Source organism: Streptococcus pluranimalium, assembly GCF_002953735.1.
Lineage (GTDB): Bacteria > Bacillota > Bacilli > Lactobacillales > Streptococcaceae > Streptococcus > Streptococcus pluranimalium.
Genome location: NZ_CP025536.1, coordinates 244,031 through 269,111 on the forward strand (window position 1 = coordinate 244,031; position 25,081 = coordinate 269,111).

At 39.8% G+C, this 25,081-nt stretch carries 28 protein-coding genes and 1 other RNA gene; 23 read left to right on the forward strand and 6 right to left on the reverse strand.

The annotated features are described in order from the left end of the window. Positions 1-20 precede the first annotated feature (20 nt). The 15 genes from C0J00_RS01265 (at position 21) to ffs (ending at position 12,637) form a co-directional block, all read left to right on the forward strand. A complete protein-coding gene (locus C0J00_RS01265) occupies positions 21-1,193 on the forward strand; it encodes a galactokinase (protein ID WP_104967192.1) in 1,173 nt (390 codons plus the stop codon). Further along, on the forward strand, positions 1,194-2,663 hold the full coding sequence (galT, locus tag C0J00_RS01270) for a UDP-glucose--hexose-1-phosphate uridylyltransferase (protein WP_199773984.1): 1,470 nt from the start codon (positions 1,194-1,196) through the stop codon (positions 2,661-2,663). Positions 2,664-2,678: 15 nt separating this feature from the next. Continuing rightward, a complete protein-coding gene (galE, locus tag C0J00_RS01275; RefSeq protein WP_104967194.1) occupies positions 2,679-3,674 on the forward strand; it encodes a UDP-glucose 4-epimerase GalE in 996 nt (331 codons plus the stop codon). An 89-nt stretch (positions 3,675-3,763) separates the two neighbouring features. After that, entirely contained in the window at positions 3,764-4,357 is a 594-nt protein-coding gene (locus tag C0J00_RS01280) for a nucleoside/nucleotide kinase family protein (RefSeq protein ID WP_104967195.1), read from the forward strand. A gap of 56 nt (positions 4,358-4,413) precedes the next feature. Beyond that, positions 4,414-4,749, forward strand: coding sequence for a thioredoxin family protein (locus C0J00_RS01285; RefSeq protein WP_104967196.1), 336 nt, complete (start codon positions 4,414-4,416; stop codon positions 4,747-4,749). Between the two features lie 99 nt (positions 4,750-4,848). Then, on the forward strand, positions 4,849-5,190 hold the full coding sequence (yajC, locus tag C0J00_RS01290; protein ID WP_104967197.1) for a preprotein translocase subunit YajC: 342 nt from the start codon (positions 4,849-4,851) through the stop codon (positions 5,188-5,190). A gap of 157 nt (positions 5,191-5,347) precedes the next feature. After that, positions 5,348-6,097 (forward strand): isoprenyl transferase, encoded by a 750-nt coding sequence (locus tag C0J00_RS01295; protein ID WP_104967198.1) that lies wholly within the window; start codon positions 5,348-5,350, stop codon positions 6,095-6,097. Between the two features lie 18 nt (positions 6,098-6,115). Further along, positions 6,116-6,910: a phosphatidate cytidylyltransferase gene (locus C0J00_RS01300; RefSeq protein ID WP_104967199.1), complete on the forward strand. Its 795-nt coding sequence runs from the start codon at positions 6,116-6,118 to the stop codon at positions 6,908-6,910. Positions 6,911-6,928: 18 nt separating this feature from the next. Next, positions 6,929-8,191 carry an RIP metalloprotease RseP gene (gene rseP, locus C0J00_RS01305; protein ID WP_104967200.1) on the forward strand — a complete coding sequence of 421 codons (1,263 nt, stop codon included), beginning with the start codon at positions 6,929-6,931 and terminating at the stop codon, positions 8,189-8,191. Between the two features lie 158 nt (positions 8,192-8,349). Then, complete coding sequence (locus C0J00_RS01310) at positions 8,350-10,206, forward strand: proline--tRNA ligase (RefSeq protein WP_104967201.1); 1,857 nt, start codon at positions 8,350-8,352, stop codon at positions 10,204-10,206. Positions 10,207-10,257: 51 nt separating this feature from the next. Then, on the forward strand, positions 10,258-10,815 hold the full coding sequence (locus C0J00_RS01315; RefSeq protein ID WP_104967202.1) for a nucleotidyltransferase family protein: 558 nt from the start codon (positions 10,258-10,260) through the stop codon (positions 10,813-10,815). Positions 10,816-10,828: 13 nt separating this feature from the next. Next, positions 10,829-11,083 carry a hypothetical protein gene (locus tag C0J00_RS01320; RefSeq protein WP_104967203.1) on the forward strand — a complete coding sequence of 85 codons (255 nt, stop codon included), beginning with the start codon at positions 10,829-10,831 and terminating at the stop codon, positions 11,081-11,083. A 139-nt stretch (positions 11,084-11,222) separates the two neighbouring features. Then, positions 11,223-11,999 (forward strand): MBL fold metallo-hydrolase, encoded by a 777-nt coding sequence (locus tag C0J00_RS01325; protein WP_104967204.1) that lies wholly within the window; start codon positions 11,223-11,225, stop codon positions 11,997-11,999. Further along, complete coding sequence (tadA, locus tag C0J00_RS01330) at positions 11,999-12,523, forward strand: tRNA adenosine(34) deaminase TadA (RefSeq protein WP_104967205.1); 525 nt, start codon at positions 11,999-12,001, stop codon at positions 12,521-12,523. The genes C0J00_RS01325 and tadA overlap by 1 nt, the downstream gene beginning before the upstream one ends. A 16-nt stretch (positions 12,524-12,539) precedes the next feature. Next, positions 12,540-12,637, forward strand: an RNA gene (gene ffs, locus C0J00_RS01335) — signal recognition particle sRNA small type. A gap of 78 nt (positions 12,638-12,715) precedes the next feature. On the opposite strand, the gene galU is transcribed toward ffs, so the two are convergent. Beyond that, positions 12,716-13,630, reverse strand: a complete 915-nt coding sequence (galU, locus tag C0J00_RS01340) for a UTP--glucose-1-phosphate uridylyltransferase GalU (protein ID WP_104967206.1) — start codon at positions 13,628-13,630, stop codon at positions 12,716-12,718. Between the two features lie 13 nt (positions 13,631-13,643). Then, entirely contained in the window at positions 13,644-14,663 is a 1,020-nt protein-coding gene (locus C0J00_RS01345; protein ID WP_104967207.1) for an NAD(P)H-dependent glycerol-3-phosphate dehydrogenase, read from the reverse strand. A gap of 371 nt (positions 14,664-15,034) precedes the next feature. Here C0J00_RS01345 and C0J00_RS10425 point away from each other — a divergent pair, with 371 nt between their 5' ends. The 3 genes from C0J00_RS10425 (at position 15,035) to srtB (ending at position 16,227) form a co-directional block, all read left to right on the forward strand. Further along, complete coding sequence (locus tag C0J00_RS10425) at positions 15,035-15,208, forward strand: hypothetical protein (protein WP_158667297.1); 174 nt, start codon at positions 15,035-15,037, stop codon at positions 15,206-15,208. A 56-nt stretch (positions 15,209-15,264) separates the two neighbouring features. Next, positions 15,265-15,336 carry an LPKTxAVK-anchored surface protein gene (locus C0J00_RS10695; RefSeq protein ID WP_407082285.1) on the forward strand — a complete coding sequence of 24 codons (72 nt, stop codon included), beginning with the start codon at positions 15,265-15,267 and terminating at the stop codon, positions 15,334-15,336. A gap of 66 nt (positions 15,337-15,402) precedes the next feature. Continuing rightward, positions 15,403-16,227 carry a class B sortase, LPKTxAVK-specific gene (gene srtB / locus C0J00_RS01355; protein ID WP_104967209.1) on the forward strand — a complete coding sequence of 275 codons (825 nt, stop codon included), beginning with the start codon at positions 15,403-15,405 and terminating at the stop codon, positions 16,225-16,227. A 49-nt stretch (positions 16,228-16,276) separates the two neighbouring features. Here srtB and C0J00_RS01360 read toward each other — a convergent pair whose 3' ends face one another. Together C0J00_RS01360 and C0J00_RS01365 are read right to left on the reverse strand one after the other, a co-directional pair. Next, positions 16,277-16,825 (reverse strand): CvpA family protein, encoded by a 549-nt coding sequence (locus C0J00_RS01360; RefSeq protein WP_104967210.1) that lies wholly within the window; start codon positions 16,823-16,825, stop codon positions 16,277-16,279. Then, entirely contained in the window at positions 16,822-17,130 is a 309-nt protein-coding gene (locus C0J00_RS01365) for a hypothetical protein (protein WP_104967211.1), read from the reverse strand. The genes C0J00_RS01360 and C0J00_RS01365 overlap by 4 nt, the downstream gene beginning before the upstream one ends. Before the next feature lie 111 nt (positions 17,131-17,241). Here C0J00_RS01365 and C0J00_RS01370 point away from each other — a divergent pair, with 111 nt between their 5' ends. Continuing rightward, entirely contained in the window at positions 17,242-19,581 is a 2,340-nt protein-coding gene (locus tag C0J00_RS01370) for an endonuclease MutS2 (protein WP_104967212.1), read from the forward strand. 186 nt (positions 19,582-19,767) lie between these two features. Here C0J00_RS01370 and C0J00_RS01375 read toward each other — a convergent pair whose 3' ends face one another. After that, positions 19,768-21,252: a DUF1846 domain-containing protein gene (locus C0J00_RS01375; protein ID WP_104967213.1), complete on the reverse strand. Its 1,485-nt coding sequence runs from the start codon at positions 21,250-21,252 to the stop codon at positions 19,768-19,770. Between the two features lie 158 nt (positions 21,253-21,410). After that, positions 21,411-21,914 carry a phosphatidylglycerophosphatase A family protein gene (locus C0J00_RS01380; RefSeq protein WP_104967214.1) on the reverse strand — a complete coding sequence of 168 codons (504 nt, stop codon included), beginning with the start codon at positions 21,912-21,914 and terminating at the stop codon, positions 21,411-21,413. 206 nt (positions 21,915-22,120) lie between these two features. On the opposite strand from C0J00_RS01380, the gene C0J00_RS01385 reads away from it, so the two are divergent. From C0J00_RS01385 to C0J00_RS01400, 4 genes are all read left to right on the forward strand, one after another. Beyond that, on the forward strand, positions 22,121-23,437 hold the full coding sequence (locus tag C0J00_RS01385) for an FAD-containing oxidoreductase (protein WP_104967215.1): 1,317 nt from the start codon (positions 22,121-22,123) through the stop codon (positions 23,435-23,437). Between the two features lie 9 nt (positions 23,438-23,446). Beyond that, entirely contained in the window at positions 23,447-23,803 is a 357-nt protein-coding gene (locus C0J00_RS01390; RefSeq protein WP_104967216.1) for a DUF2200 domain-containing protein, read from the forward strand. Positions 23,804-24,007: 204 nt separating this feature from the next. Beyond that, positions 24,008-24,565, forward strand: coding sequence for a DUF1697 domain-containing protein (locus tag C0J00_RS01395; RefSeq protein ID WP_158667298.1), 558 nt, complete (start codon positions 24,008-24,010; stop codon positions 24,563-24,565). Then, on the forward strand, positions 24,566-25,063 hold the full coding sequence (locus C0J00_RS01400) for a phosphatase PAP2 family protein (RefSeq protein WP_104967218.1): 498 nt from the start codon (positions 24,566-24,568) through the stop codon (positions 25,061-25,063). It abuts the gene before it with no gap. Positions 25,064-25,081 lie beyond the last annotated feature (18 nt).

The following is a 25,081-nucleotide window of genomic DNA, read 5'->3' on the forward strand; positions in this document are numbered from 1 at the left end:
ATCATAAAGGAGAACGTCATATGGAATCACAAGACTTAAAACAAGCTTTCACAAAGGTTTTTGATAGCCAAGCTGATGCCACCTTCTTTTCACCAGGTCGCATCAATCTCATTGGTGAACACACGGATTATAACGGAGGGCACGTTTTTCCAGCTGCCATTACCCTAGGAACATACGGAGCTGCTCGAAAACGCGAGGACAAGACCCTACGTTTTTACTCGGCTAACTTTGAGGATCTAGGAATTATTGAAGTTGACTTAGATAACTTAGTATTTGCTAAGGAAGACCATTGGACCAATTATCCAAAAGGAGTTATCAAATTCTTGCAAGAAGCTGGACATACCATTGATACAGGCTTTGATTTTTATGTCTATGGGAACATTCCAAACGGTGCTGGATTATCTTCCTCAGCATCTTTGGAGTTATTAACAGGTATTGTCTTGGAAGAGCTTTTTAACTTAAATCTTGAGCGCCTTGATTTGGTCAAAATTGGTAAACAAACTGAAAATGAGTTTATCGGGGTCAATTCAGGGATTATGGATCAATTTGCCATTGGTATGGGTGCAGATAAGCAAGCCATCTACCTTGATACCAATACCTTGGAGTATGAGTTGGTTCCGCTTGATCTAGGGGACTATGTCATTGTCATCATGAATACCAATAAACGTCGTGAATTGGCAGACTCTAAGTATAATGAACGACGTGCCGAATGTGAAAAAGCAGTTGAAGAATTAAATGAAGTACTAGCTGTTAAAACCTTGGGAGAGCTAGATGCCGATACTTTTGACCAATATGCCTACCTCATCAAAGATGCTAATCGAATCAAACGTGCCCATCATGCTGTTCTTGAGAATCAACGAACCTTTCGTGCCAAAGAAGCCTTAGTATCAGGTGATTTGGAGCAATTTGGTCGCCTCATCAATGCCTCACATGTCTCACTAGAACACGACTATGAAGTAACAGGACTTGAACTAGATACCTTAGCCCACACAGCTTGGGAACAAGAAGGAGTCCTAGGCGCTCGCATGACTGGCGCAGGCTTTGGTGGTTGCGGCATTGCTATTGTGGTTAAAGACAAGGTGGATGCCTTTAAAGACACCGTCGGAAAAACCTATACAGAAATTGTTGGCTTTGCCCCAGATTTCTATATTGCGGAAATTGCTGGCGGCTCACATGTCCTAGAAAGAAGCTAAATCATGACGCTTATTGATGCATTTGTCGCTAAAGTCATCGAACACAGCGACTATACCAAAGAAGATCATCATTACCTTTATAATCGTGTTTTAGCCCTTGTCGGTGAGGCTAATGGCAATCCGGACAGTCAGTCAGAAACCCTGATTGACTTGAAAGAAGAACTAGTTGATTTAGCAGTGGCAAACGGCAAAGTAGGTGCCCTGCTTGAAGAAAGGGATTGTTTGGGAGCGGAGTTGATGAACTTTATCACACCAATTCCAAGCAAAGTAAACAAAAGGTTTTGGGAAACCTACGAAAAATCTCCCCAGCAAGCCATTGCAGACTTTTATGATCTTTCTCAAAAAAATGACTACATCAAGGTATCTGCTATTGCTAAAAATATCGCCTTTAAAACACCATCACCATACGGTGATTTAGAAATAACCATTAATCTCTCAAAACCTGAGAAGGATCCTAAAGCTATCGCTGCAGCAAAGCAGATGAAAACCTCCAGTTATCCTAAATGCCAACTCTGTATGGAAAATGAGGGCTATCAAGGACGCATAGACCATCCAGCACGCGCTAATCATCGTATCATTCGTTTACCTTTAGGCGATGAGGAATGGGGATTTCAGTATTCACCCTATGCCTACTTTAATGAACACAGTATTGTCTTAAATACCCAGCATGTCCCAATGGTTATCAGTCGAAAAACCTTCGAGCAACTGCTGGATATTGTGGATATGTTACCAGGTTATTTTGTTGGATCAAATGCCGATTTGCCAATCGTTGGTGGCTCCATCTTGACGCATAACCATTACCAGGCAGGCCGTCATGTTTTTCCGATGGAAATGGCAGAAATCACGCAAAGCTTTAAATTTAAAGGCTTTGAAACGATTGAAGCTGGAATTGTTAACTGGCCCATGTCTGTCTTACGTCTAACCTCCTCTCATAAAGCTGATTTGGTTGATTTAGCTGAGCATATCCACTTGGCTTGGCGTGATTACAGCGATTCAGGAGCCGATATTTTAGCTTATACAGGTGAGATACCACACCACACGATTACGCCTATTGCACGCCGCAAAAATGGCAATTTCCAATTGGACTTAGTCCTACGTGACAATCACACCTCTCCAGAGCATCCAGATGGTATTTATCATCCGCATGTAGATGTTCAGCATATTAAGAAAGAAAATATTGGTTTGATTGAGGTCATGGGTCTAGCTATTTTGCCGCCTAGACTCAAGGATGAACTCCTAGAGGTTGAAAAATATCTCCTTAACCAGTACAATGATATGGCAGACTATCACAAAGCTTGGGCTGATCGCATCAAGTCAGCTCACCCTGACATTAATCAAGAAAATGTCCAAGAGCTTGTTCGCCAGGCAGTGGGGCAAACCTTTGCTCGCGTTTTAGAAGATGCTGGGGTTTACAAAAATCAAACTGATTTCATGCGCTTTGTGGAAAGTGTTGGCTTGGCAAAAGCCTAGAAAGATAGGAGAACGATGGGAGTTTTAGTATTAGGTGGAGCAGGTTATATCGGCTCACACATGGTTGACCGTTTGGTAGAAACAACAGATGAGACAGTAGTTGTTGTTGACAATTTGGTGACAGGACATCGCGCCGCAGTGCATCCAGATGCCAAATTCTATGAAGGTGATTTGGCAGATAAGGATTTCATGCGTCAGGTCTTTCAGGAACATCCTGAAGTTGATGCTGTGATTCATTTTGCAGCTTTTTCTCTGGTTGCGGAATCCATGACAGATCCCTTGAAATACTTTGATAATAACACTGTTGGCATGGTGAAACTCTTGGAAGTGATGAATGAGTGTGGCGTGAAAAACATCGTCTTTTCATCAACCGCCGCAACTTACGGTATCCCAGAAGAGTTACCAATCAAGGAAACGACACCGCAACGCCCAATCAATCCATATGGGGAAAGCAAACTCATGATGGAAACTATCATGAAATGGGCTGATCAAGCTTATGGCATCAAGTTTGTACCACTTCGCTACTTCAATGTCGCTGGAGATAAGCCAGACGGTTCAATTGGTGAAGATCACCGTCCAGAGACCCATCTCTTACCGATTGTCCTTCAAGTAGCACTTGGGCAACGTGAGAAAATCTCTATTTTCGGTTCAGACTATGATACTAAAGACGGAACCAATGTTCGTGACTATGTGCACCCCTTTGACTTAGCTGATGCCCATCTCTTAGCAGTGAAATACCTTCGTGAAGGTAATGAATCAACCGCCTTTAATCTCGGATCTTCCACAGGTTTCTCAAACCTTGAAATTGTTGAAGCTGCTCGTCGCGTGACAGGCAAGGAAATCCCACTTGAGATGGCAGATCGCCGCCCTGGGGATCCTGATAGTCTCATCGCAGAATCTAGCAAAGCGCGTCAGGTGCTCGGCTGGAAACCACAATTTGATAACATTGAGAAAATCATCGAAACAGCCTGGGCATGGCATTCAAGCCACCCTCAGGGTTATGATGACTAATTGAAGTTTTTATAAGGGAGTAGAAAAACGCCCAAAGTTTAAGATGAGGTTGGAAGTTATGCCAACCTCTTTTGCTAGAGAGGAATAAAATGATTATTTCAGTTCAGGGGTCGATGGCAGTCGGAAAAACGAGTGTGGTGAATTATCTAGGACAGAAATTACACGAAGTATTTGTGAGCCATGAAGACATTTCACCTGTAGTGACAAAAATAAATCAACTTCAGTTAGATAAAGATAACTATAAGGATTATCAAATGATCCAAGCTTTATGGATTGATCATGAAATCTCTCGTTATGGAAAGGTGGCGGATAAGAAAGTTGTTTTGATGGATTTTGGTGCGGAAGAAATTGATTTTTATACGCGATTTTATCCCAAAGCATGTGGGAAGGATTGGCAACTGAGTCCGCAATTGATCAATAAGTTAAAAGCATTAGAAACTTGTCTGCCTGACCTTGTGATTTACCTTGATGCCAGTGAGTCCGAATTACGACAGCGGAAACAATTGGATAAAACGAGAAGGCGTTCCTTTTTTGACTTTCAACTTGACAATCTCTTGCCAATAAAAAGAGACTGGTTCTTAGCGAAGGATAATACCATTGTGGTAGATACAAATGCTAAAACACTTGAAGAAGTTAGCCAAGAAGTTTACATGATCATATCTAAGTATGTTTCAGATAATTGAATCTCTTCATTTTTAGGTGTAAAATATAGAAAAAACCAGTAAAGTGAGGACATTATATGTCAGAATTTGCATCAGCTTTTAACCTTATTTCAGCAGTAGCAGCTGAAGAAGCGATTAACACTCAAGAAAAAGTGATTCTTTTTGTTGGTCGACCAACCTGCCCTTATTGCCAACGTTTTGAACCAAAGTTGACAACTGTTGTTAAGGTAAATAACCTAACAGTTGACTACCTACATTCGGAAGATTTTTCACAATTTGAAAACATCCAAGCTTTTCGCGATAAATATGGGATTAAAACCGTTCCTGGTCTCTTAGTCGCTGAAAATGGTCAAGTGCGTGTCGTTTGTGATTCATCGCTATCTGAAGAAGAGATTTTAGACTTTATCGGCTAAGACTTTAGGCTGATTTTACAGGAAATAGCAGAGCTGACCTTGTTTGTTGGCTCTTTTTTTACTATAATGATAGTTAATATATCTTTGGAGGAATAAAAAATGCCAACAATATTAATTATGGTCCTCGTTATGGCGGGGATGATGTATTTTACAACACGTCAACAGAAAAAAGCTGCTCAGCAACGACAAGATCAGATTAACGCTCTCACTCAAGGTGATGAAGTTGTGACGATTGGTGGTCTGTATGGAGTTGTTGATGAAGTTAATCAAGCAGAACAAAAAATTGTACTTGACATTGATGGTGTCTACTTAACATTTGAATTATCAGCTATCAAGCGTGTCGTGACAAAAGTTGGAGACATCCCGGGTGAAATCGGGCTTGTCGACGAAGGTGCTGTGCAAGCTGATATCTCAGAAGATACAGTAATTGAACCAAGTTAAAAGAGAGTCCTAGGACTCTTTTTTAACTGACAAAAGATACTTTTTTTAACAGAAAATTAAAAAATAATGATTCAGAACTGAACTTAGCACAAATCATGGTTAAAAACCTTTAAAATATGGTAAAATAAGATGATTATGCTTTGATAAAGGAAGATACATGTTTGGATTAAAACGAAAAAATAAAGAAATGATTCTTGATAATATTCCTAACCATATTGGAATCATTATGGATGGCAATGGCCGTTGGGCTAAAAAACGTCTCCAACCAAGGATTATGGGGCATAAAGCAGGCATGGATGCTCTTCAAAAAGTTACCATCGATGCTTCTAAATTAGGCGTAAAAGTTCTAACTGTTTATGCTTTTTCAACAGAAAATTGGTCTCGTCCAGAAGATGAGGTTGCTTTCATCATGAAGCTTCCTGTTGAATTTTTTGACAAGTACGTTCCAGAACTAGATAAAAATAATGTCCGCATCCAAATGATTGGTGACCGTCATCGTTTACCAAAAGATACTTTGGCGGCTCTTGACAATGCTTTAGAAAAGACACGACATAATTCAGGCTTGGTTCTTAACTTTGCACTTAATTATGGTGGTCGAGCAGAGATTGTTGAAACCGTTCGTGAGTTAGCGCAAGACGTCTTAGATGCTCGCTTAAATCCAGGTGACATCACAGAGGATCTCATATCAGGTCGTTTGATGACGAGCCGTTTGCCTTATCTTTATCGTGATCCTGATCTCGTTATTCGAACAAGTGGTGAGTTGCGTACCAGTAACTTTCTTCCTTGGCAAATTGCATACAGTGAGTTTTATTTTACTGACCGTTTATGGCCAGATTTTGATGGTCAAGCCCTTAAAGAGGCTATTTCAGACTATAATCACCGACATCGTCGATTCGGTGGTTTATAATCCAGAAAGGAATTTTTAATGCAACAACGTGTGATTTGGGGAGCAATTGCTTTAGCAATATTTCTTCCCTTTTTGTGGATCGGTGACCTCCCTTTTCAGCTTTTTATAGGTGTATTAGCAATGATAGCTGTATCTGAATTGCTTCGGATGCGTCGTTTAGAAGTCTTCTCATTTGAAGGTGTTTTTGCTATGTTAGCAGCTTTTTCATTGGTCGTTCCTTTACAAAACTACTTAACTTTTTTACCAGTTGATGGGAGTTTTACAATATTTGGTCTCCTCATGTTTTTCATTTTAGCTGGAACGGTTATTTCTAGTGATACCTATGCTTTCGATGATGCAGCTTATCCAATACTATCGAGCTTGTACGTAGGTATCGGTTTCCAAAATCTCGTCAATGCGAGAATGGCTGGTTTGGATAAAGTTTTTTTAGCTCTTTTTATTGTTTGGGCAACTGATACAGGAGCTTATTTTATAGGGCGTCGGATGGGGCGTCGAAAATTGTTACCCAAAGTATCTCCCAATAAAACCATTGAAGGAAGTTTAGGGGGTATCTTATCAGCAGTTATCGTGTCACTAGTCTTTATGCTTTTTGATAAAGATGTTTATGCCCCTCATCACTTTTTAGTCATGCTTATACTAGTTGCTATTTTTAGTATCTTTGCGCAATTTGGTGATCTAGTGGAGAGTGCTATTAAGCGACGTTTTGCCGTCAAAGATTCTGGCAATTTTATTCCTGGACATGGTGGTATCCTTGATCGTTTCGATAGTATGATTTTTGTTTTTCCAATCATGCATTTGTTTGGTTTATTTTAAACTAAGAGGAGTAGGCCTATGCAGGGATTATTAGCTTTTATTGTTATTTTTGGAATTTTAGTTGTCGTTCATGAGTTTGGTCATTTTTATTTTGCTAAAAAATCTGGGATTTTAGTCCGCGAATTCGCAGTTGGTATGGGTCCTAAAATCTTTGCACATACAGGTAAGGATGGAACTGCCTATACCATTCGCGCCTTGCCACTTGGTGGCTATGTCAGAATGGCTGGTTGGGGTGATGATAGTACCAATATAAAAACCGGTACACCTGTTACCTTAACCTTGAACAAAGATGGCTTGGTGAAAAGGATCAACCTATCTCAGAAATATCTAGATCAAACAAGTCTTCCTATGAATGTAACAGCTTACGATTTAGAAGATAAGTTGACAATTACAGGAGTGATTCTTGATGAGACGAGAACCTATTCTGTTGATCATGATGCAACTATTGTCGAAGAAGATGGTACAGAAGTTCGTATTGCTCCACTTGATGTGCAATATCAAAATGCGACCGTTTGGGGACGTATGATGACGAACTTCGCTGGTCCTATGAATAATTTCATCCTAGGAGCTTTGGTATTTATTGTCATGATGTTTGTTCAAGGCGGTGCCCCAGATGCTAATACCAACCAAATCAGGGTATCAGAGGGTGGCGCTATGCAGGTTGCTGGTGTTCAAGATGGAGACCGTATTTTGCAAATCGGTTCAACCACGGTAGCTAATTGGGAAGGTTTGACCAAAGCCGTTGATGATAGTACTCGTAATCTCAAGAAGGATGATAGTATCCAAGTCTTAGTCTCTAAAGAAAATGGTCAGGAACGCCAAATCACTGTTAAACCGCAAAAAGTCAATGGTAATTATGTGATTGGTGTCATGCCAGGTTTGAAAACCAGCTTCGTGGATAAAGTTATCGGTGGTCTTCAAGAGTCTTGGAATGGTGCCACACTTATTGTTCGTGCCTTGAAAAATTTGATTACCAATTTTAGTTTAAACAAACTTGGGGGACCAGTTGCCATGTATCAAATGTCCAACCAAGCAGCTAAGAGCGGTCTGGTCAGTGTTTTATCATTGATGGCGATGTTATCTATTAACTTAGGTATTTTTAACCTTATTCCTATCCCAGCACTTGATGGTGGTAAAATTTTCATTAATATCATTGAAGCCATCCGACGCAAACCTCTTAGTCAAGAAGTTGAAACCTATATTACGCTAGCTGGTGTCGGTATTATGGTGGTCTTGATGATTGCTGTTACATGGAATGACATCATGCGAGTCTTCTTCTAAAATCATTCTAGTCAATAACCTTAAACAGAAAGGAAAAGTGTTCGTTTTGATGACAAAACAGAACACGCTTTAAATGCATTTTTAAAAGTATAGTCTCCGGTGCCTATCTCAGAATCTATACTTTTCATGAGTGATATTTTGAGCATTGAAACTTAATTATGAAACAATCTAATATGCTTATTCCTACGCTACGCGAGATGCCTAGCGATGCACAAGTCATCAGTCACGCCCTTATGGTACGTGCTGGCTACGTTCGTCAAGTCTCAGCAGGGATTTACGCCTACCTACCACTAGCTAACCGTGTTATTGAAAAATTCAAGACCATCATGCGTCAAGAATTTGAAAAAATCGGTGCAGTAGAAATGTTGGCCCCAGCCCTTTTGACAGCTGATCTATGGCGTGAGTCAGGTCGTTATGATACCTATGGGGAAGACCTCTACAAACTGAAAAACCGTGATCAGTCAGATTTTATCTTGGGACCAACCCATGAAGAAACACTTACTTATTTAGTTCGTGATTCAGTCAAATCTTACAAGCAACTACCGCTTAATCTTTACCAAATCCAATCTAAATACCGTGATGAAAAACGCCCTCGTAATGGCCTTCTTCGTACGCGTGAATTTATCATGAAAGATGGTTATAGCTTCCATAAGGACTATGAAGATCTTGATATTGCTTATGAAGCTTATCGTCAAGCTTATGAGGCTATTTTCACTCGTTCAGGTCTTGATTTTAAGGGTATTATTGGTGATGGTGGTGCTATGGGTGGTAAGGACTCTCAAGAGTTCATGGCTGTTACTCCAGACCGTACTGACTTGGATCGCTGGTTGGTTTTGGATAAGTCAATCCCATCAATCCAAGACATTCCAGAAGATGTCTTAGAACAAATCAAGGAAGAATTATCTTCTTGGTTGGTTTCTGGTGAAGATACCATTGCTTATTCAACAGAATCAACCTATGCAGCCAATCTTGAAATGGCAACCAATGAATTCAAAGAGACTTCAAAAGTTGTCTCACAAGAAGCTCTTGTTCAAGTGGAAACACCAAACTGTAAGACTATCGATGATGTGGCTGACTTCCTTGATGTTCCTGAAGAAGATACGCTTAAAACGCTTGTTTTCAAAGCTGATGGTGAATTAGTAGTAGCCCTTCTTGTTGGAAATGACCAAGTCAATGATGTTAAGTTGAAAAACTATCTCGGTGCTGACTTCCTTGAAGCCGCTAGTGAAGAAGATGTCCGTCCAGTTTTTGGTGCTAGCTTCGGTTCGCTTGGGCCTGTTAACCTTCTCGAAACTGTGCGTATCATTGCTGACCGTAAAGTTAAAAATACAGCTAACGTTGTTGTGGGCGCTAACCAAGATGGTTTCCACTTGACTGGTGTTAATGCAGACCGTGACTTCAAGGCTGAATATGTTGATATTCGTGAAGTTAAAGAGGGTGAAGTCTCTCCAGATGGAAAAGGAACACTTCAATTTGCGCGTGGTATCGAGATTGGTCATATCTTTAAACTTGGCACTCGCTATTCTGACAGTATGGGGGCTAATATCCTTGATGAGAATGGCCGTTCTGTACCGATTGTTATGGGATGTTATGGTATTGGTGTTAGCCGTATCTTGTCAGCTGTTATCGAACAGCATGCCCGTCTCTTTGTTAACAAGACACCAAAAGGAGACTACCGCTTTGCATGGGGAATCAACTTCCCTAAAGAGTTAGCACCATTTGATGTTCACTTGATTACAGTTAATACAAAGGACGAAGTTGCTAACGACTTGACACAAAGTATCGAAAACACTTTGATGGCTAAAGGTTATGAAGTCTTGACAGATGACCGTAACGAACGCGTTGGTTCAAAATTCTCTGATAGTGACTTGATTGGTTTACCAATCCGTGTGACTGTTGGTAAAAAAGCAGCCGACGGTATCGTTGAAGTAAAAATCAAAGCAACTGGTGACAGTATTGAAGTTCACCAAGACAACTTGATTGAAACCTTGGAAATTTTGACAAACGAAAATTAAGAAGATGAAAAGCTTTGGCACCTTGTCAAAGCTTTTTGCTATAATGGGTTTATGATAGAGAAAGAATTTTTAGCATTGATTCAAAAGGAACAGCAGATGATGACGATTTTAAATGTGATTGCTGATTTAGAGTTACAGGATTCTTGGCTGGCAGCAGGTTTTGTCCGTAACTACATCTGGAATGTTCAATCTGGTTTTTCTGGATTTGATACTGAAACTGACTTGGATGTGGTCTTTTATGATCCAGAAATATCCTACCAAGAAACTTTGAACAGAGAAAGAAGATTAAAAGAAAGCTACCCTGATTATCCGTGGGAGTTGAAAAATCAAGTCTTTATGCATGTTCATAACCCTGATACAGCAGGCTATGAATCAGCTAGAGATGCTATCAGTAAATACCCAGAAACAGCAACAGCAGTAGCTTTGAGGTTAATTGATGATGAGCTAGAGCTTTTCGCACCTTATGGCTTAGATGTTATTAGTCGTTTTGAGATTCACCCAACACCGCATTTTAAGGCTTCAGATAAGCGTATGGCTGTTTATAATGAACGTATAGCAAGGAAAAATTGGTCGAAAAAATGGCCGCAAATCAAGTTTTTCAGAGACTAACTTGGAGGAAAGAATGATTAAAAAATGGACTTTTTGGCAACAATTTAATCGTTTGTTTGCTGTCGTTGTTTTGTTAACGGTTGTTGGTATTATCTGTAAAGATGATAAGTGGCATTTATGGGGGCGGATACTCTGGTTTGGAAGTTTTGCTCTCTATCCTAAAGTACCTGATTACATAGCTTTATATCAAAGAGATAGATTTCAGATATACATCCGCTATGGCTCTATCATCATGCTTCTTATTAGCTGTTATGCCTTGTGGAAATAAGTGGATGGATTCGTTTGAAAGTTCAAAAGTAAAGTTATCTATATCTGAGATTAGAAAAGGAATTTTCTGAACGACTGCCTTGAACTTATCAGAATTAAGGTCATTTTTGTTATAATAGAGAAAAGAAAGGAGCTTTTGTATGAAATTGACAACGCTTGGTTGCTGGGGAGGTTACCCATTTAAAGACGGTGGAACGACATCTTATCTGCTGACAGGACACGATGGTTTTCAGCTGTTGATGGATGCAGGTTCACGCTCTTTAAATGAATTGGAAAAAGAAATTAGCCCGCTGGATTTGGATGCTGTCTTGATTTCACACTATCATCCTGATCATGTGGCAGATTTAGGGGTTCTGCGTCATTACCGCCAGCTCTATCCCAAACACTTATGGCAACCCAAAGTGATTCCTATCTATGCCCACAATGAAGATAAGGATGAGTTTGAAAAATTAAGTTTGCCAGATGTATCAGAAGGGATTGCCTATGATGTTGATGGGACGCAAAGTATTGGTCCTTTTGACATCACCTTTATCAAAACGGTCCACCCTGTTATCTGCTATGCCTTTCGCATTGTCGAACGTGAAACTGGTCAAATCCTTCTTTTTACAGCAGATACAGGCTATTTTAAAGCCTTGCCAGACTTTGTCAAAGGTGCTGATTTCTTCTTAGCAGACGTCTACCTTTATGAAGGGAATGAAAATCATCCAGCTCATTTGACCACTAAAGAAGCAGGTGAGATTGCTGTTCAGGCTGGCGTCAAAAAATTAGTCCTAACGCACATGCCACCAGTAGCTCCAAAAGGAGTTGATCCAGATAATCATTTAGAAATCCTTCGTCAAGAAGCGCAGCAATATGCTGGTGATATTCCAGTCGAACTAGCTGAACCACATAAATCATGGGATCTAGGACAACTCTAATGCAAGAATTGACAGAAACAGAAAAAGCCTACTTTATGCAGGAGGCTTTGAAAGAAGCTCAAAAATCCTTAGCTAAGGATGAAATTCCCATAGGCTGTGTTATCGTCAAGGACAGTCAGATTATCGGACGCGGGCACAATGCGCGTGAGGAAGTTAATCAAGCGATTATGCATGCAGAGATTATGGCCATCCAAGAAGCTAATCAGATGGTCGGGAATTGGCGTTTGCTTGAGGCAACTTTATTTGTGACTATTGAACCCTGTGTCATGTGTAGCGGTGCTATCGGGTTAGCTCGCATTCCACAGGTCATCTATGGAGCACCAAATCAGAAGTTCGGTGCCGCAGGTAGTCTTTATGATATCTTGACAGATGAGAGATTGAACCATCGTGTGCAGGTCGAAAAAGGTGTTTTACAAGCAGACTGTGCAGCCATCATGCAGACCTTTTTCCGCCAAGGGAGAGAGCGAAAGAAGGAAGCTAAGCGTTTAGCTCAGGAAGCTGATAAAAAAAGCAGTTTGCAATAAGTTAAAAATATGCTATACTAGTAAATGGAGCAACACTTGTGCGTGAAGTGGGTCAGGGGAGGAATCCAGCAGCCCTAAGCGATGTCAAGTGTGTGCTCTTTTTTTGTGCAATATAAAAACCCTTTGAAATCAAGATTTCAGAGGGTTTTTCTGTCAAATGTTTAGCAAATAGGGGCAAAACAGAGTTTTGTCTTACTTTTCAACTTTTTCTTTTTTACCGTCTAATTCTTTTCCTAAATTAATGATGTATTGTTTTAAATCATCTTTAACTTGTGGGTGCTTGAGGGCGTAATCAATAGAAGTTTTCATGAATCCAAATTTATCACCAACATCGTAACGATTGCCAGTGAATTCATGTGCAAAGACACGTTGTGTCTTGTTAAGGGTATCAATGGCATCTGTTAATTGAACTTCATTTCCAGCACCGGGTGCTTGATTTTCTAAAATAGAGAAAATTTCTGGTGTCAGTAGATAGCGTCCGATAATAGCTAAATCACTTGGGGCATCTTCTGGTGCCGGTTTCTCGACAAAAGTATCAACGCTATAAAGGCCTTTACGAACTTCCTTATGAGGGGCGATAACACCGTAAGCCGAAACTTCTTCATGAGGAACAGGCATAACAGCGATAGTAGATGCGTGTGTCTCTTCGAAGTCATTAATGAGTTGTTTGGTCAAAGGAATGGCTTTATCGTCAGAAATATCCATGAGATCATCTCCAAGCATGACAACAAAAGGTTCGTTACCAACAAAGGCTTTGGCTTGTAAAACAGCATCTCCGAGTCCACGAGGATGACTTTGACGGATAAAATGAAGATTGATAGCCGTTGTATCGTTGACCAATTTTAGAAGGTCGTTCTTTCCTTTTTGTTCTAGATTGTATTCTAATTCAAAATTAGAGTCAAAATGATCTTCAATGGAACGTTTGGCTTTACCTGTGACCACCAAGATTTCTTCAATTCCTGATTTGAGGGCTTCTTCAACAATAAACTGGATCGTTGGTTTATCAACGATTGGCAACATTTCTTTGGCAAGAGCCTTAGTTGCTGGTAAAAAGCGAGTGCCGAGACCTGCAGCTGGAATAATAGCTTTTCTAACTTTTGCGTTCATAATCTCTAATCCTTTATTCTGTCCATTCATTTTCGGAGCGGAATTCGTTAGACATCATGTCAAGAATTGATTCTTTGATGTCAGCTCCCTCGTAAATTGTACGGTAAATAGCACTGGTAATTGGCATATAGACACCTAATTCCTGTGCTAATTCATAGGCGACTTTTGTTGTTGAGATTCCCTCAATAACCATCCCCATATTTGTCTCGATATCTTCAAGTTTTTCACCACGACCAAGAGCATCACCAGCACGCCAGTTACGAGAGTGAATAGAAGTTCCTGTGACAATCAAGTCACCGACTCCTGATAGTCCACTGTAAGTAAGTGGGCTTGCTCCCATAGCGACACCTAGGCGAGTGATTTCTGCTAGTCCACGTGTGATAATAGCAGCTTTGGCATTATCGCCATAGCCAAGACCGTGGAGGGCACCCGCGCCAACAGCGATGATATTTTTGAGGGCACCAGCTGTTTCAACCCCAATGACATCGGTATTTGTGTAAAGGCGGAAGTAGTGATTACTAAAGAGTTCTTGGACGTACTTAGCTGTTGCTAGATCTTTTGAGGCAGCTGTGATAAGTGTGATATCACGAACAATCGTTTCCTCGGCGTGACTTGGACCAGAAACAACAACCACTTCTGAACGAAGATCTGCTGGGATTTCTTCCTCAAGGATAGTAGATAAACGCTCATGGGTGTCAGGTTCAAGCCCTTTAGAAGCGTGCATAACGGTTACTTTATGTTTTAGCGCTTTAGCGACCTGTTTAGCCACTAAACGGGTTACTTTTGTTGGCACAACAAAGAGCACTGCGTCAGCGCCATCTAATGCTTGTCCCAAATCATGGTAGCCTATAATCTTTTTATCGAGAATGATATCTTTAAAGTATCGGGTATTGGTATGGTCTTGGTTCAATTCATCGATTTGTTCAGTGATATTCCCCCAAACACGCACCTCATGTCCATTATCGTTTAGTACTTGTGCCAATGCGGTCCCCCAAGAACCAGGTCCTAAGACAGCAATTGTTTGTTTGCTCATAGTAACTCCTTGATTGTAAATGAATAGCAGTTCTAGCAGAAACGAATGGTCTGTTAAGTAGCCATCTGCTAGTGATAATATGCTTCTTTATTATAACATAAAAACGTTTTTATGTTGTCGGGATGATTGACTTACCACTATTGATAGTTAATGTAAGAATAGTACAATAAATAAAAAAAGAGTAAAGGTGATAATTGTTAAAACATCAAAAAATAAAGGAATAAAAGTTATTTTAAAAGCTTTCTGTAAATTTATGAAAACATATTTTAATTGTCGAAAAATTATTTTTTAATTGAAACTGATAATAAAATGCGCTAATATTAAAAATGTCTAATAGGAAACAGCGTTATTTTTAAAGGAGATTATTGATTATGAAAAAATCAATCGTATCACTTATGGCAGCAGTAACATTGTTTGTAGCGGTAGCACCTGTATTTGCTGACGACAACTACGAGCTTAAAGCAGAGTATGTTGATGAAAACGGAAATGCTACAGAAGTTATTATGAAGCTCAAAACTCTGAGTGGACTGGTGAAGAGCCTGTAAAAGGTGACGTTTATACTGTAAAACTTGAAGATGGAATCGTTGTTGAACGTCCAGCAGTGGCAACATCGACTGAAGCAGCAACTAAAGAAGCTTCAAAAGCTCTTCCAAAAACTAGTGCTGTTAAATAATCTAGTTTCATTAGAATTGTAAAAAAAGGCTGGCTTACCCAGATTTTTTTAAGTAGAGGTAAAATCATGTTGAAAATATCACAGTCACTGAAACACTTTTCGATCATTTTTCTTAGCTTGTTAGCTATTTTGACACTTGTCTCTTGTGGCTCTGACAAACAGTCTTCGAAAACGACTGGTTCTTCTGAACAAACAAGGAGTTCGCAGGTTACTAAGAAGGGTTCCTATAAAGTTTCTGATGAAGAAAAAGCTTATCTCAAAGAAAAATTTGATAATTTATCAGGTACTAATCCAGAGACTATTGGCTATGTTTATGCTCCAGGAACCAAGCTTGATGAGCCAATTGTTCAAACGACAGATAATGCTACTTATTTGGATAAAACATTTGAAGGTGGCAATGAACCCTACCTAGGTACAGTCTTTATGGATTATGAAAATGATAAAACTTTCAATGATCAACTGACTTGGTTATTTGGGCATGCACGTGGATCAAAAGTCGCAGATCACCGTATGTTTAATGATGTTAACTATTATGATGATCAGAAATTCTTTGATAAGCATCCGTATGTAGTGGTTGAAACACCTGATAGAAAACATTATTATGAAGCAGCTTTTTTGATTATTGTTCCTGAGACGACTGCTTTCTACAAAACTTCATTTGACAGCAAGCAAGAATTTAAAAATCAATTAAAAGAAGTTGCTAAAAGCGCTCATACTAAGAATAAAAAAATTAAAATTGATGAGAATGATAAATATCTCGTTTTATCAACTTGTCGTGAAGACGATGAAACGATTCGTTCTAATCTTTACCTAAGAGAAATTCCAGAAGCTGAGCTAGGAAGCTTCTTAGATAAGCATGCTAGTGAACTAGCTTACAAACCAACACGTTAGTCAGTATACAAAAAACACCTTTCAAGGAAGGTGTTTTTGTATAGTGTTTTTAGCGAAGAATTTGAGTGATCCATAGACTTTCCAAATAAGAAGAAAAGAAAGGGAAATCCTCGATAAAGAAACGAATTAGACCATTTCCAGATAAGGTTTGTTGGATATTCTCAAAGGGAATGGTTGCAAGAATGGTAAATACCATACTAAAACTAAAACAAACCACAAGGCAAGATAAGACTCCTGCAATGGTATTGTTGAGTATTGAATCGAAACGTTCAAGTGGTGCAAGATGGATGAGTACTCCCAGTAGTCGAATAGCAGTATAGGCGAGTGTATAGACAGCTAGAAAAGCCACTCCAGCATAGAAGACTAAGTCATGCGAAAAGAGGTCGACATCTTTGAAAAAATAGATGTGTGAACCTTCGGTTGGATTAGCATAAGGCACCCAAATATAAAGCTGCTCGGCTAACGCTTTGTAATAAACTTTGGCAATAGCTAGAGAGACTAAGCTGCCGATGGTATAAAAACCTTGGAGAAAAATGCCTCTTGAAAAGCCGATATAGAAACTCCAGGCAAGAATAATGAGCAAGAGGAGTGTTATCATAAATCTACCTCTGTTTCGTTTGTAAACTCAGCTGTCTTTTCATCAAGAAAACGTGCTCTCAGATCAAGTAACTCATTCTCCATATCTTCAATCGCTATTTCGCGACTGAGCTGTGTTGAAAGAGCATTGATGGCTAGCAAAATAGCCAAGGTTTCATTATCTGCTTCAGGGAGTTTTTCACGAATAGCCTCGTATTTTTCTTTAGCTACACGCTCCACTTCTTCCATGAAGAGATTATCTTTATCAGTTGTTAACGTTAAGGGACGATCCCCAAAAACAAATTTATAACGATTCTTTTTTGTCATGAAAATACCTCTCAAACATTATAGCATAAAGGACTTTTTAGGAACACCTTTAGCTTTTATTTAATGGCTTTCTAGCGTATGAGAAATCAGAATTATGCTATAATATAGCCTATGAATACTAGAATTTTAGAACAGTTAGAATTTGAAAAAGTCAGGGACTTATTTGCCCCCTACCTTCAAACAGAACAAGGGCTAACTGAATTAAAGAGCTTGGTTCCACTAGTTAAGGTGGATAAGATTAAAGAACAATTCACAGAAATTGAGGAAATGGCAGCCATCTTTGTGGAAAATCATGGCTTTGCTTTGGGTAGTTTGACCTCTATTTCCGAAAGCATTCGCCGTCTGGAGTTAGCAGCTGACCTAAATATTACTGAACTGATTGCCATTAAAAAAGTCTTGGCAGTTACAGCTGATATGGGGCGTTTTTACCAAGATTTGGAAAATGTAGAGCTGATTGCTCTTAAGCGTCTTTTTGAGAATTTGGTTGGACTGCCACAATTACAAGGCAGTTTGCAGTCGGTTAACGATGGTGGCTTTTTAGAAAACTTTGCTAGTCCAGAATTGGAAAAGATTCGACGTCAAATAACAGCTAGTGAAGCGCAAGTGCGCCAAGTTTTGCAAGATGTTTTGAAAAAACAAGCTGACTATCTATCAGAAAGTTTGATTGCTAGTCGTAATGGGCGCAGTGTTCTCCCGGTTAAAAATACCCACCGTAACCGGGTTTCAGGAGTAGTTCACGATATATCAAGCTCAGGAAATACGGTTTATATTGAGCCACGTGCTGTGGTTGCTATTAATGAAGAGATTACCCAGTTACAGGCAGATGAACGTCATGAGATGGCCAGAATTCTCCATGAAATGTCAGAAATGCTTCGCCCACATGCAGATGTTATCCGTAATAATGCTTGGATTTTAGGACATTTGGATTTTGTTCGTGCCAAATATCTTTTTATGCGTGAGAAAAAGGCTAATGTGCCTGATATTTCTAGTGATAAGAGTATTAATTTAATTAATGTTTTTCATCCCTTGCTTAAAGATCCAGTTGCCAATGATTTGCACTTTACCAAACAGTTATCGGCTATTGTCATTACTGGTCCCAATACGGGTGGTAAGACTATCATGCTGAAGACCTTGGGTCTTGCCCAACTGATGGCTCAGTCTGGCTTGCCAATCATGGCTGATAAGGGATCAAAAGTGACAGTATTTACTCAAATTTTTGCTGATATCGGTGATGAGCAGTCTATTGAACAGAGTTTGTCAACTTTTTCTAGTCATATGACCCATATTGTGGAGATTTTGGCAGCGGCAGACCAAGAGTCACTAGTCCTTTTTGATGAATTGGGAGCAGGTACTGACCCGCAAGAAGGTGCTAGTCTTGCTATGGCTATTTTGGAACATCTACGCCTCAGTCAAATTAAGACAATGGCAACGACCCACTATCCAGAACTCAAGGCTTACGGGATTGAAACTAAGTATGTGGAAAATGCCAGCATGGAGTTTGATACAGCGACACTCAGCCCTACCTATCGTTTCATGCAGGGGGTTCCGGGAAGATCCAATGCCTTTGAGATTGCCCGCAGGCTTGGCTTGTCAGAAGTAATTGTCTCGGATGCCGAGAATATGACTGATACCGACGGTGATGTTAATCGTATTATTGCAGAATTAGAAGCTCAAACCCTCGAAACCAGAAAACGCCTGGATCATATCAAAGAGGTTGAGCAAGAAAACCTCAAGTTTAACCGAGCTGTTAAGAAGCTCTACAATGATTTCTCACATGAACGTGACCGGGAAGTGGAAAAAGCCCATCAAGAAGCGCGTGAATTAGTTGATCTAGCTTTGCAAGAAAGCGAAGAGATTTTGAAAAATCTCCATGCCAAAGCTGAATTAAAACCACATGAAATCATTGAAGCTAAGGCCGAATTGAAAAAATTAGCACCGCAAGTTGACTTATCCAAAAATAAGGTTCTTAAAAAAGCCAAAAAACTCCGAGCCCCACGTATCGGTGATGATATCGTGGTGACGGCTTATGGTCAACGTGGAACGCTGACGCGACAAGTTAAAGATAAGACTTGGGAAGCTCAGGTTGGTTTGATTAAGATGACGCTTAAAGAAGATGAGTTTAATCTGGTCAAAGTTCAAGAAGAAGCTCAAAAACCTAAGAAAAAACAAGTATCAGTGGTCAAAAAAGCTAAGACATCTGGTAGTGGACCACGGGCTCGTCTAGATTTACGAGGCAAGCGTTACGAAGAAGCTATGAAGGAGTTGGATGATTTTATCGACCAAGCTTTGCTTAATAATATGGCTCAAGTGGATATTATCCACGGTATCGGAACAGGGGTCATTCGAGAAGCGGTGACCAAATACCTCCGTAAGAATAAACACGTCAAAAGTTTTGGCTATGCCCCACAAAACGCTGGTGGTTCAGGTTGTACCATTGCTAATTTGGGATAATGGATAGATTTAAAAGCTACATTCCAAGTGAGATACTTTGATACAAGAGATAGTTTTCCTATAATCGGGGCAGTCTATTAAGAATACTGACTGTATTTGGAAAAGAATTAACGATGAGTGGTCTAAAAACTAGGCTTTGCTGGAAGTGCTAAAAAATGACTTGAACATCAGTTCAAGTCATTTTTCTTATTTACGATAGAGTTTATTTTGTGAGTAAATAGGATCAAAGGTAACATTGATCCCCAGTTTACGGAAAACATTCTTATCTTCTTCAGGGAGTATTACAGTAGAATGCACTTCGCTACCTTTTAGATTTCCTAATTGTTCCATAGCCTTTTTAGCATCGGCATTTTCCATCGCTGTGATAGCCAGAGCAATCAAAATTTCACTTGAATGCAGACGCGGGTTTTTGCTACCTAAGTGGCTGATTTTTAAGTTTTGGATTGGTTTGACATAATCGGCTCCAATAAGGTGAGTATCCTTATCGATACCTGCTAATTTTTTGATAGCATTAATGATAACGGCGGCAGATGGGCCGAAGAGTTCAGAAGTCTTACCAGTTACGATATCGCCTGTCGGCAACTCCAAAGCTAAAGCAGCATCTTTGGTCTGTTCTGCTTTTTCCTTTGCAGCGAGAACAACTTGACGGTCGTTAGGACTGACGTTGATGTCATTCATGAGCAGCTCAATTTTCTGAACAGCTGTTGCTGGGACGCGTTCAGCCTTAGCTTCAACAACTGTTTGGTAATATCGGCGGATGATTTCCTGCTTAGAAGCCTCAATAGCAGCTTCTTCATCAATGATAGAGAAACCAACCATGTTAACGCCCATATCGGTAGGTGACGCGTATGGCGACTCACCAAGGATACGCTCTAGCATGCGCTTGAGGACAGGGAAAATCTCGATGTCACGGTTGTAGTTAACGGTTGTTTTACCGTATGTTTCCAAATGGAAGGGATCAATCATATTAACATCATCTAGGTCAGCAGTTGCTGCCTCGTATGCTAAGTTGACGGGGTGGTGTAATGGAAGATTCCATACTGGGAAGGTTTCAAATTTAGCATAACCTGAGGTAACACCACTGATTTGATCGTGGTAGAGATTGGACATACAGGTTGCTAGTTTACCAGAACCAGGACCAGGAGCTGTTACAACAACGAGGTTACGACTGGTTTTGATATAATCATTTTTGCCCATGCCGTCTGGGGAAATGATGTGATCCATATCGGTTGGATAACCCTTGATTGGATAATGGAGGTAAGAAGCGATACCGTGCTTTTCAAGCTCCTTACGAAAGTTATCTGCAGCTGCTTGTCCAGTATATTGAGTAACCACAACTGATCCAACATAGATATTGAGATCTTTGAAGGTATCAATAAGACGGAAGACTTCTTGATCATAGGAAATACCAAGATCACCGCGTGCTTTTGAATGTTCGATATTATTGGCATTGATAGCAATGACAATTTCAACCTGTTCTTTGAGTTCTTGTAGCAATTTGATTTTATTATCTGGCTCGTAACCTGGAAGAACGCGTGCGGCGTGGAAATCTTCTAACATTTTGCCACCGAATTCTAGATAGAGCTTACCGTCAAATTGGTTGATACGTTCGATAATATGGTCGCGTTGCAGATTCAAATATTTTTCTGAATCAAAAGCTTGTGTCTTCATATATTCCTGACCTTTCTCTTTTTAAAAAAATATTATAACAAAAAATAAGTCTTAATAGGAAAAAATAGTTAAAAAAAGAATCTTACTATAACTTCTGGTAAAATAATTTCTTATTTCACGGTAGACTATAAGAAGAGTATTTTAATCGTTACTGCTAATTAGTTGGTAATGTTGCTCTTTTTAGGATCATTATGAGCAATCCGACTAGCTGCAGCAGCGGCAATAGCACTGACAATATCGTCTAAGAAGGTATGGCATTGGTTTCCAGGCTTACTATCTAATCTTTTGATGACCCCAGGTTTGACTTTATCAAGATAGCCATAGTTAGTAAAGCCAATCGAACCGTAAAGATTAACAATCGCTAGTCCTAAAATTTCATCAATACCGTACAGGCCTTCATCATTAGTGAGGATATCATTGAGCGGTTGAGAGAGTTTGTTTTGTTCGGCTAACTTGTCTAATTCCACGCCTGTGATGATAGCATTTTCTACTTCTCGTTTGCGCAAGACAGCATGGACACTCTCGGTGGCCTCTTCCAAGCTAAGATGAGGGATATAGGGTGTTTGAAGATGTAAGACAAGGTCAGCTATTTCCTTGATGGTAACGCCACGTTCTTCTAATAAAGCGCAAGCCTTCTCGTTTAATTGTTGATTAGTTTTCATCTAAAGTTCCTTCTTTCAGTCTCTTGTGATCGATGGTAAAAAGCTTTCGATATATTCATAGTAAATGAAAATTATCAGAAATGTCAATGATTAAGGTTACAAATGAGATAAAGTTTGCTATTGACCTCCCATAGCCAAATTCTGACAATGCATGATGAAAGTGTTATTCTTAAGATATCAAAGGATAGCAAGGAAGGATGTATAAAATGTTAGTATATGATTTAATCATTATTGGATTTGGGAAAGCCGGTAAAACCTTAGCTGGTAAAATGGCAAGTTTGGGTAAAAAAGTTGCCTTAATTGAGAAAGATAAAAAGATGTATGGTGGAACATGTATCAATATCGGCTGTATTCCTACGAAAACATTGATTCATGCTGCTGAAGAGGGGTTGTCTTTCCAAGAAATTATGGAGCTTAAAGAGACTGTTGTTAGCCGTTTGAATGGCAAAAACAAAAATGTTTTGACTGGTGCTGGTGTCGATCTCTATGATGCCCGCGCATACTTTACAGGTAATAAAACCATTGAAATTGAGCAAGGAAGCGATAGGGACACACTCACAGCTGAAACTATTGTCATCAACACAGGAGCGGTTTCAAATGCCTTTCCAATTCCAGGCCTTCTAGACAGTAAGAATGTCGTTGACAGCACAGGTATCCAAAATCTTGAGAAAACACCTGAAAAAATGGCTGTTATCGGCGGCGGAAATATCGGACTTGAGTTCGCTAATCTTTATGCAAACTTAGGTAGTCAAGTAGTGGTTTATGAAAATTCTCCTAAGATTTTAGGACGTTATGAACCAGAAGCTGCAGAATTAGCTCAAGAGTACATGGAAGAAGATGGGGTATCATTCCGCCTTGGTGCTTCTGTAGAATCCTTGGCTAATGATGGTGAAGCAGTTGTTATCACAGCAGATGGGCAAAGTGATCGCTATGATGTTGTCTTATATGCTCTTGGACGTAAACCAGCGACTGAAGACCTTGGTCTTGAAAACACAGATATAAAAGTTACAGACCGTGGTGCTATTGAAGTTAATGATTACCTAGAATCAAGTGTTCCTGGTGTCTATGCTGTCGGCGATGTTAACGGAGGGCTTCAATTTACCTACACATCACTTGATGATTTCCGAATCGTTTTTGGACAATTGACTGGTAACAGTGATTATAAACGTAGTGACCGTATCAACGTACCAAACACTCTTTTCATTAAACCAGCTTTGGCTCAGGTAGGGATGACAGAAGCCCAAGCTAAAGAATCAGGTCTTCCTTACAAAGCAAACAGTCTTCCGGTAGCTGGTATGCCTCGCGGTCATGTTAATAATGACCTTCGCGGTCTTTACAAGGTGGTAGTTAATACTGAGACTAATGAAATCCTAGGCGCTACCCTCTTTGGAACAAACTCAGAAGAAATCATCAACTTGATTAAGCTGGCTATGGATAACAAAGTGCCTTATACTTATATTAAAAACCAAGTCTTTACGCATCCAACTATGGCTGAAAACTTGAATGATGTCTTTAACTTTTGAGGTTGATTTATGGGACACCGTATTTATGAGATGAGTTTTGCCAGTGTCTATGGGGCATTGATTGCAAAGGTTGAGCGTAAAGGCCAAACTAGGGATGATGTGGATGTGGTCGCTGCCTGGTTGACTGGCTATTCGACTGCGCAGCTATGTGATTTTATGAATAGTGATTTGACCTACGGCGAATTTTTCCAAAAAGCACCTCACTATCATCCTGAAAGGCTTAATATCACAGGTAAAATCTGTGGTGTTCAGATTGAAGCACTGGAAGATCCACTTATGCAGGAGATTCGACGTTTAGACAAGTTGGTTGACTGGCTTGCAAAAGGGAAAACGGTCCAGCAAGTTTTGGCCAAGTACGAGTCTTAGTAGTTTGTGGCGCTTGCTATTAATGCTCTCAAGTCAATAAGGAGTATTAGGTCAGCTGCAGTGACGACACTAGTTTCAATCAGATTGGCTTGTTTTAGGTATATAACGAATAGAAATTACTCCGTCTGAGGGGTAATTTTTTTGATGAAAGGTAAGTCTAAGCTCATGTGGTAAAATAGAAGAAAAGTGAAAGGCAGAGGTCATATGAAAACCTATATTTGCTTATTGAGAGGTGTCAATGTTGGTGGAAAAAATCGACTGTCTATGACTGAATTAAAGTCTGTTATGGAAGATGCTGGCTGCTGTGATGTTAAAACTTATATCAATTCGGGAAATATCATTTTTCGGAGTTCTGAAGAAAAACTTCAAGAGTTTTGTCAAGATTTGATCAGAAAGCAATTTGGTTTGGAGATAGCTTGTCAAATTATATCAGCCGAAGAAGTGTTTGCTATGGCAGAGCAAGCCCCGGGGTGGTTTAACAAGACATCTGATAGCAAGCATAATGCTATTTTTTCAATTGCACCTTGGAAGGCTCAAGATATTATCAAGCGCATGCCTGATATCAAGTCAGATATTGAGCAGTTAGTAGCAGTAGAACACGTGCTTTTTTGGACATGTCCTAAGAAGGATTTTTCAAAAACAACTTATGGTAAATTGGCAGCAAAAGCTGATGTTTATGCTATGACAACGGTCAGAAATGGCAACACTTTCTTTAAGTTGGTAAGTTTGGCGCGTGATTATGAGGAAAGGTTTGGTAGCTGAGTGAAAAATTATGATGTCTTTTATGGGAAAATACTGAAAACCCTAGACAAATACCCGAGATTGACTTTAGCCATCTTAGGATACAATTGGTTAGTAACCAAATTAATGTATCTGTTGTTTCCAATACTTTTAATCTTTCTTTTTCAGGAAAACCGTCGAGATTTCTGGAAAATTTTCTTTGTGTCTGGTTTAGCTTTTTTGGGAGTATCACTTTTCCGTAAGTTGCTCAACCAGCCAAGACCCTATGAAACCTGGGATGTTGTTCCGATGATGTCACGCAAGGGCAAAGGAGAGTCTTTCCCCAGTCGTCATGTTTTTTCAGCAACGATGATTAGCATGTGCTTTCTCTCTCAGTTTGTCTGGACAGGGACTTTGTTATTGATTGTGAGTTTAGGTTTGGCGGTTTGTCGTGTACTAGGTGGGGTTCATTATCCTAAAGATGTTATTGCTGGGTATCTGATAGGGATCTTCTGCGGCCTTGTTCTCTTCCTGTGCTAGTGAGGCTAGTTATAAAAT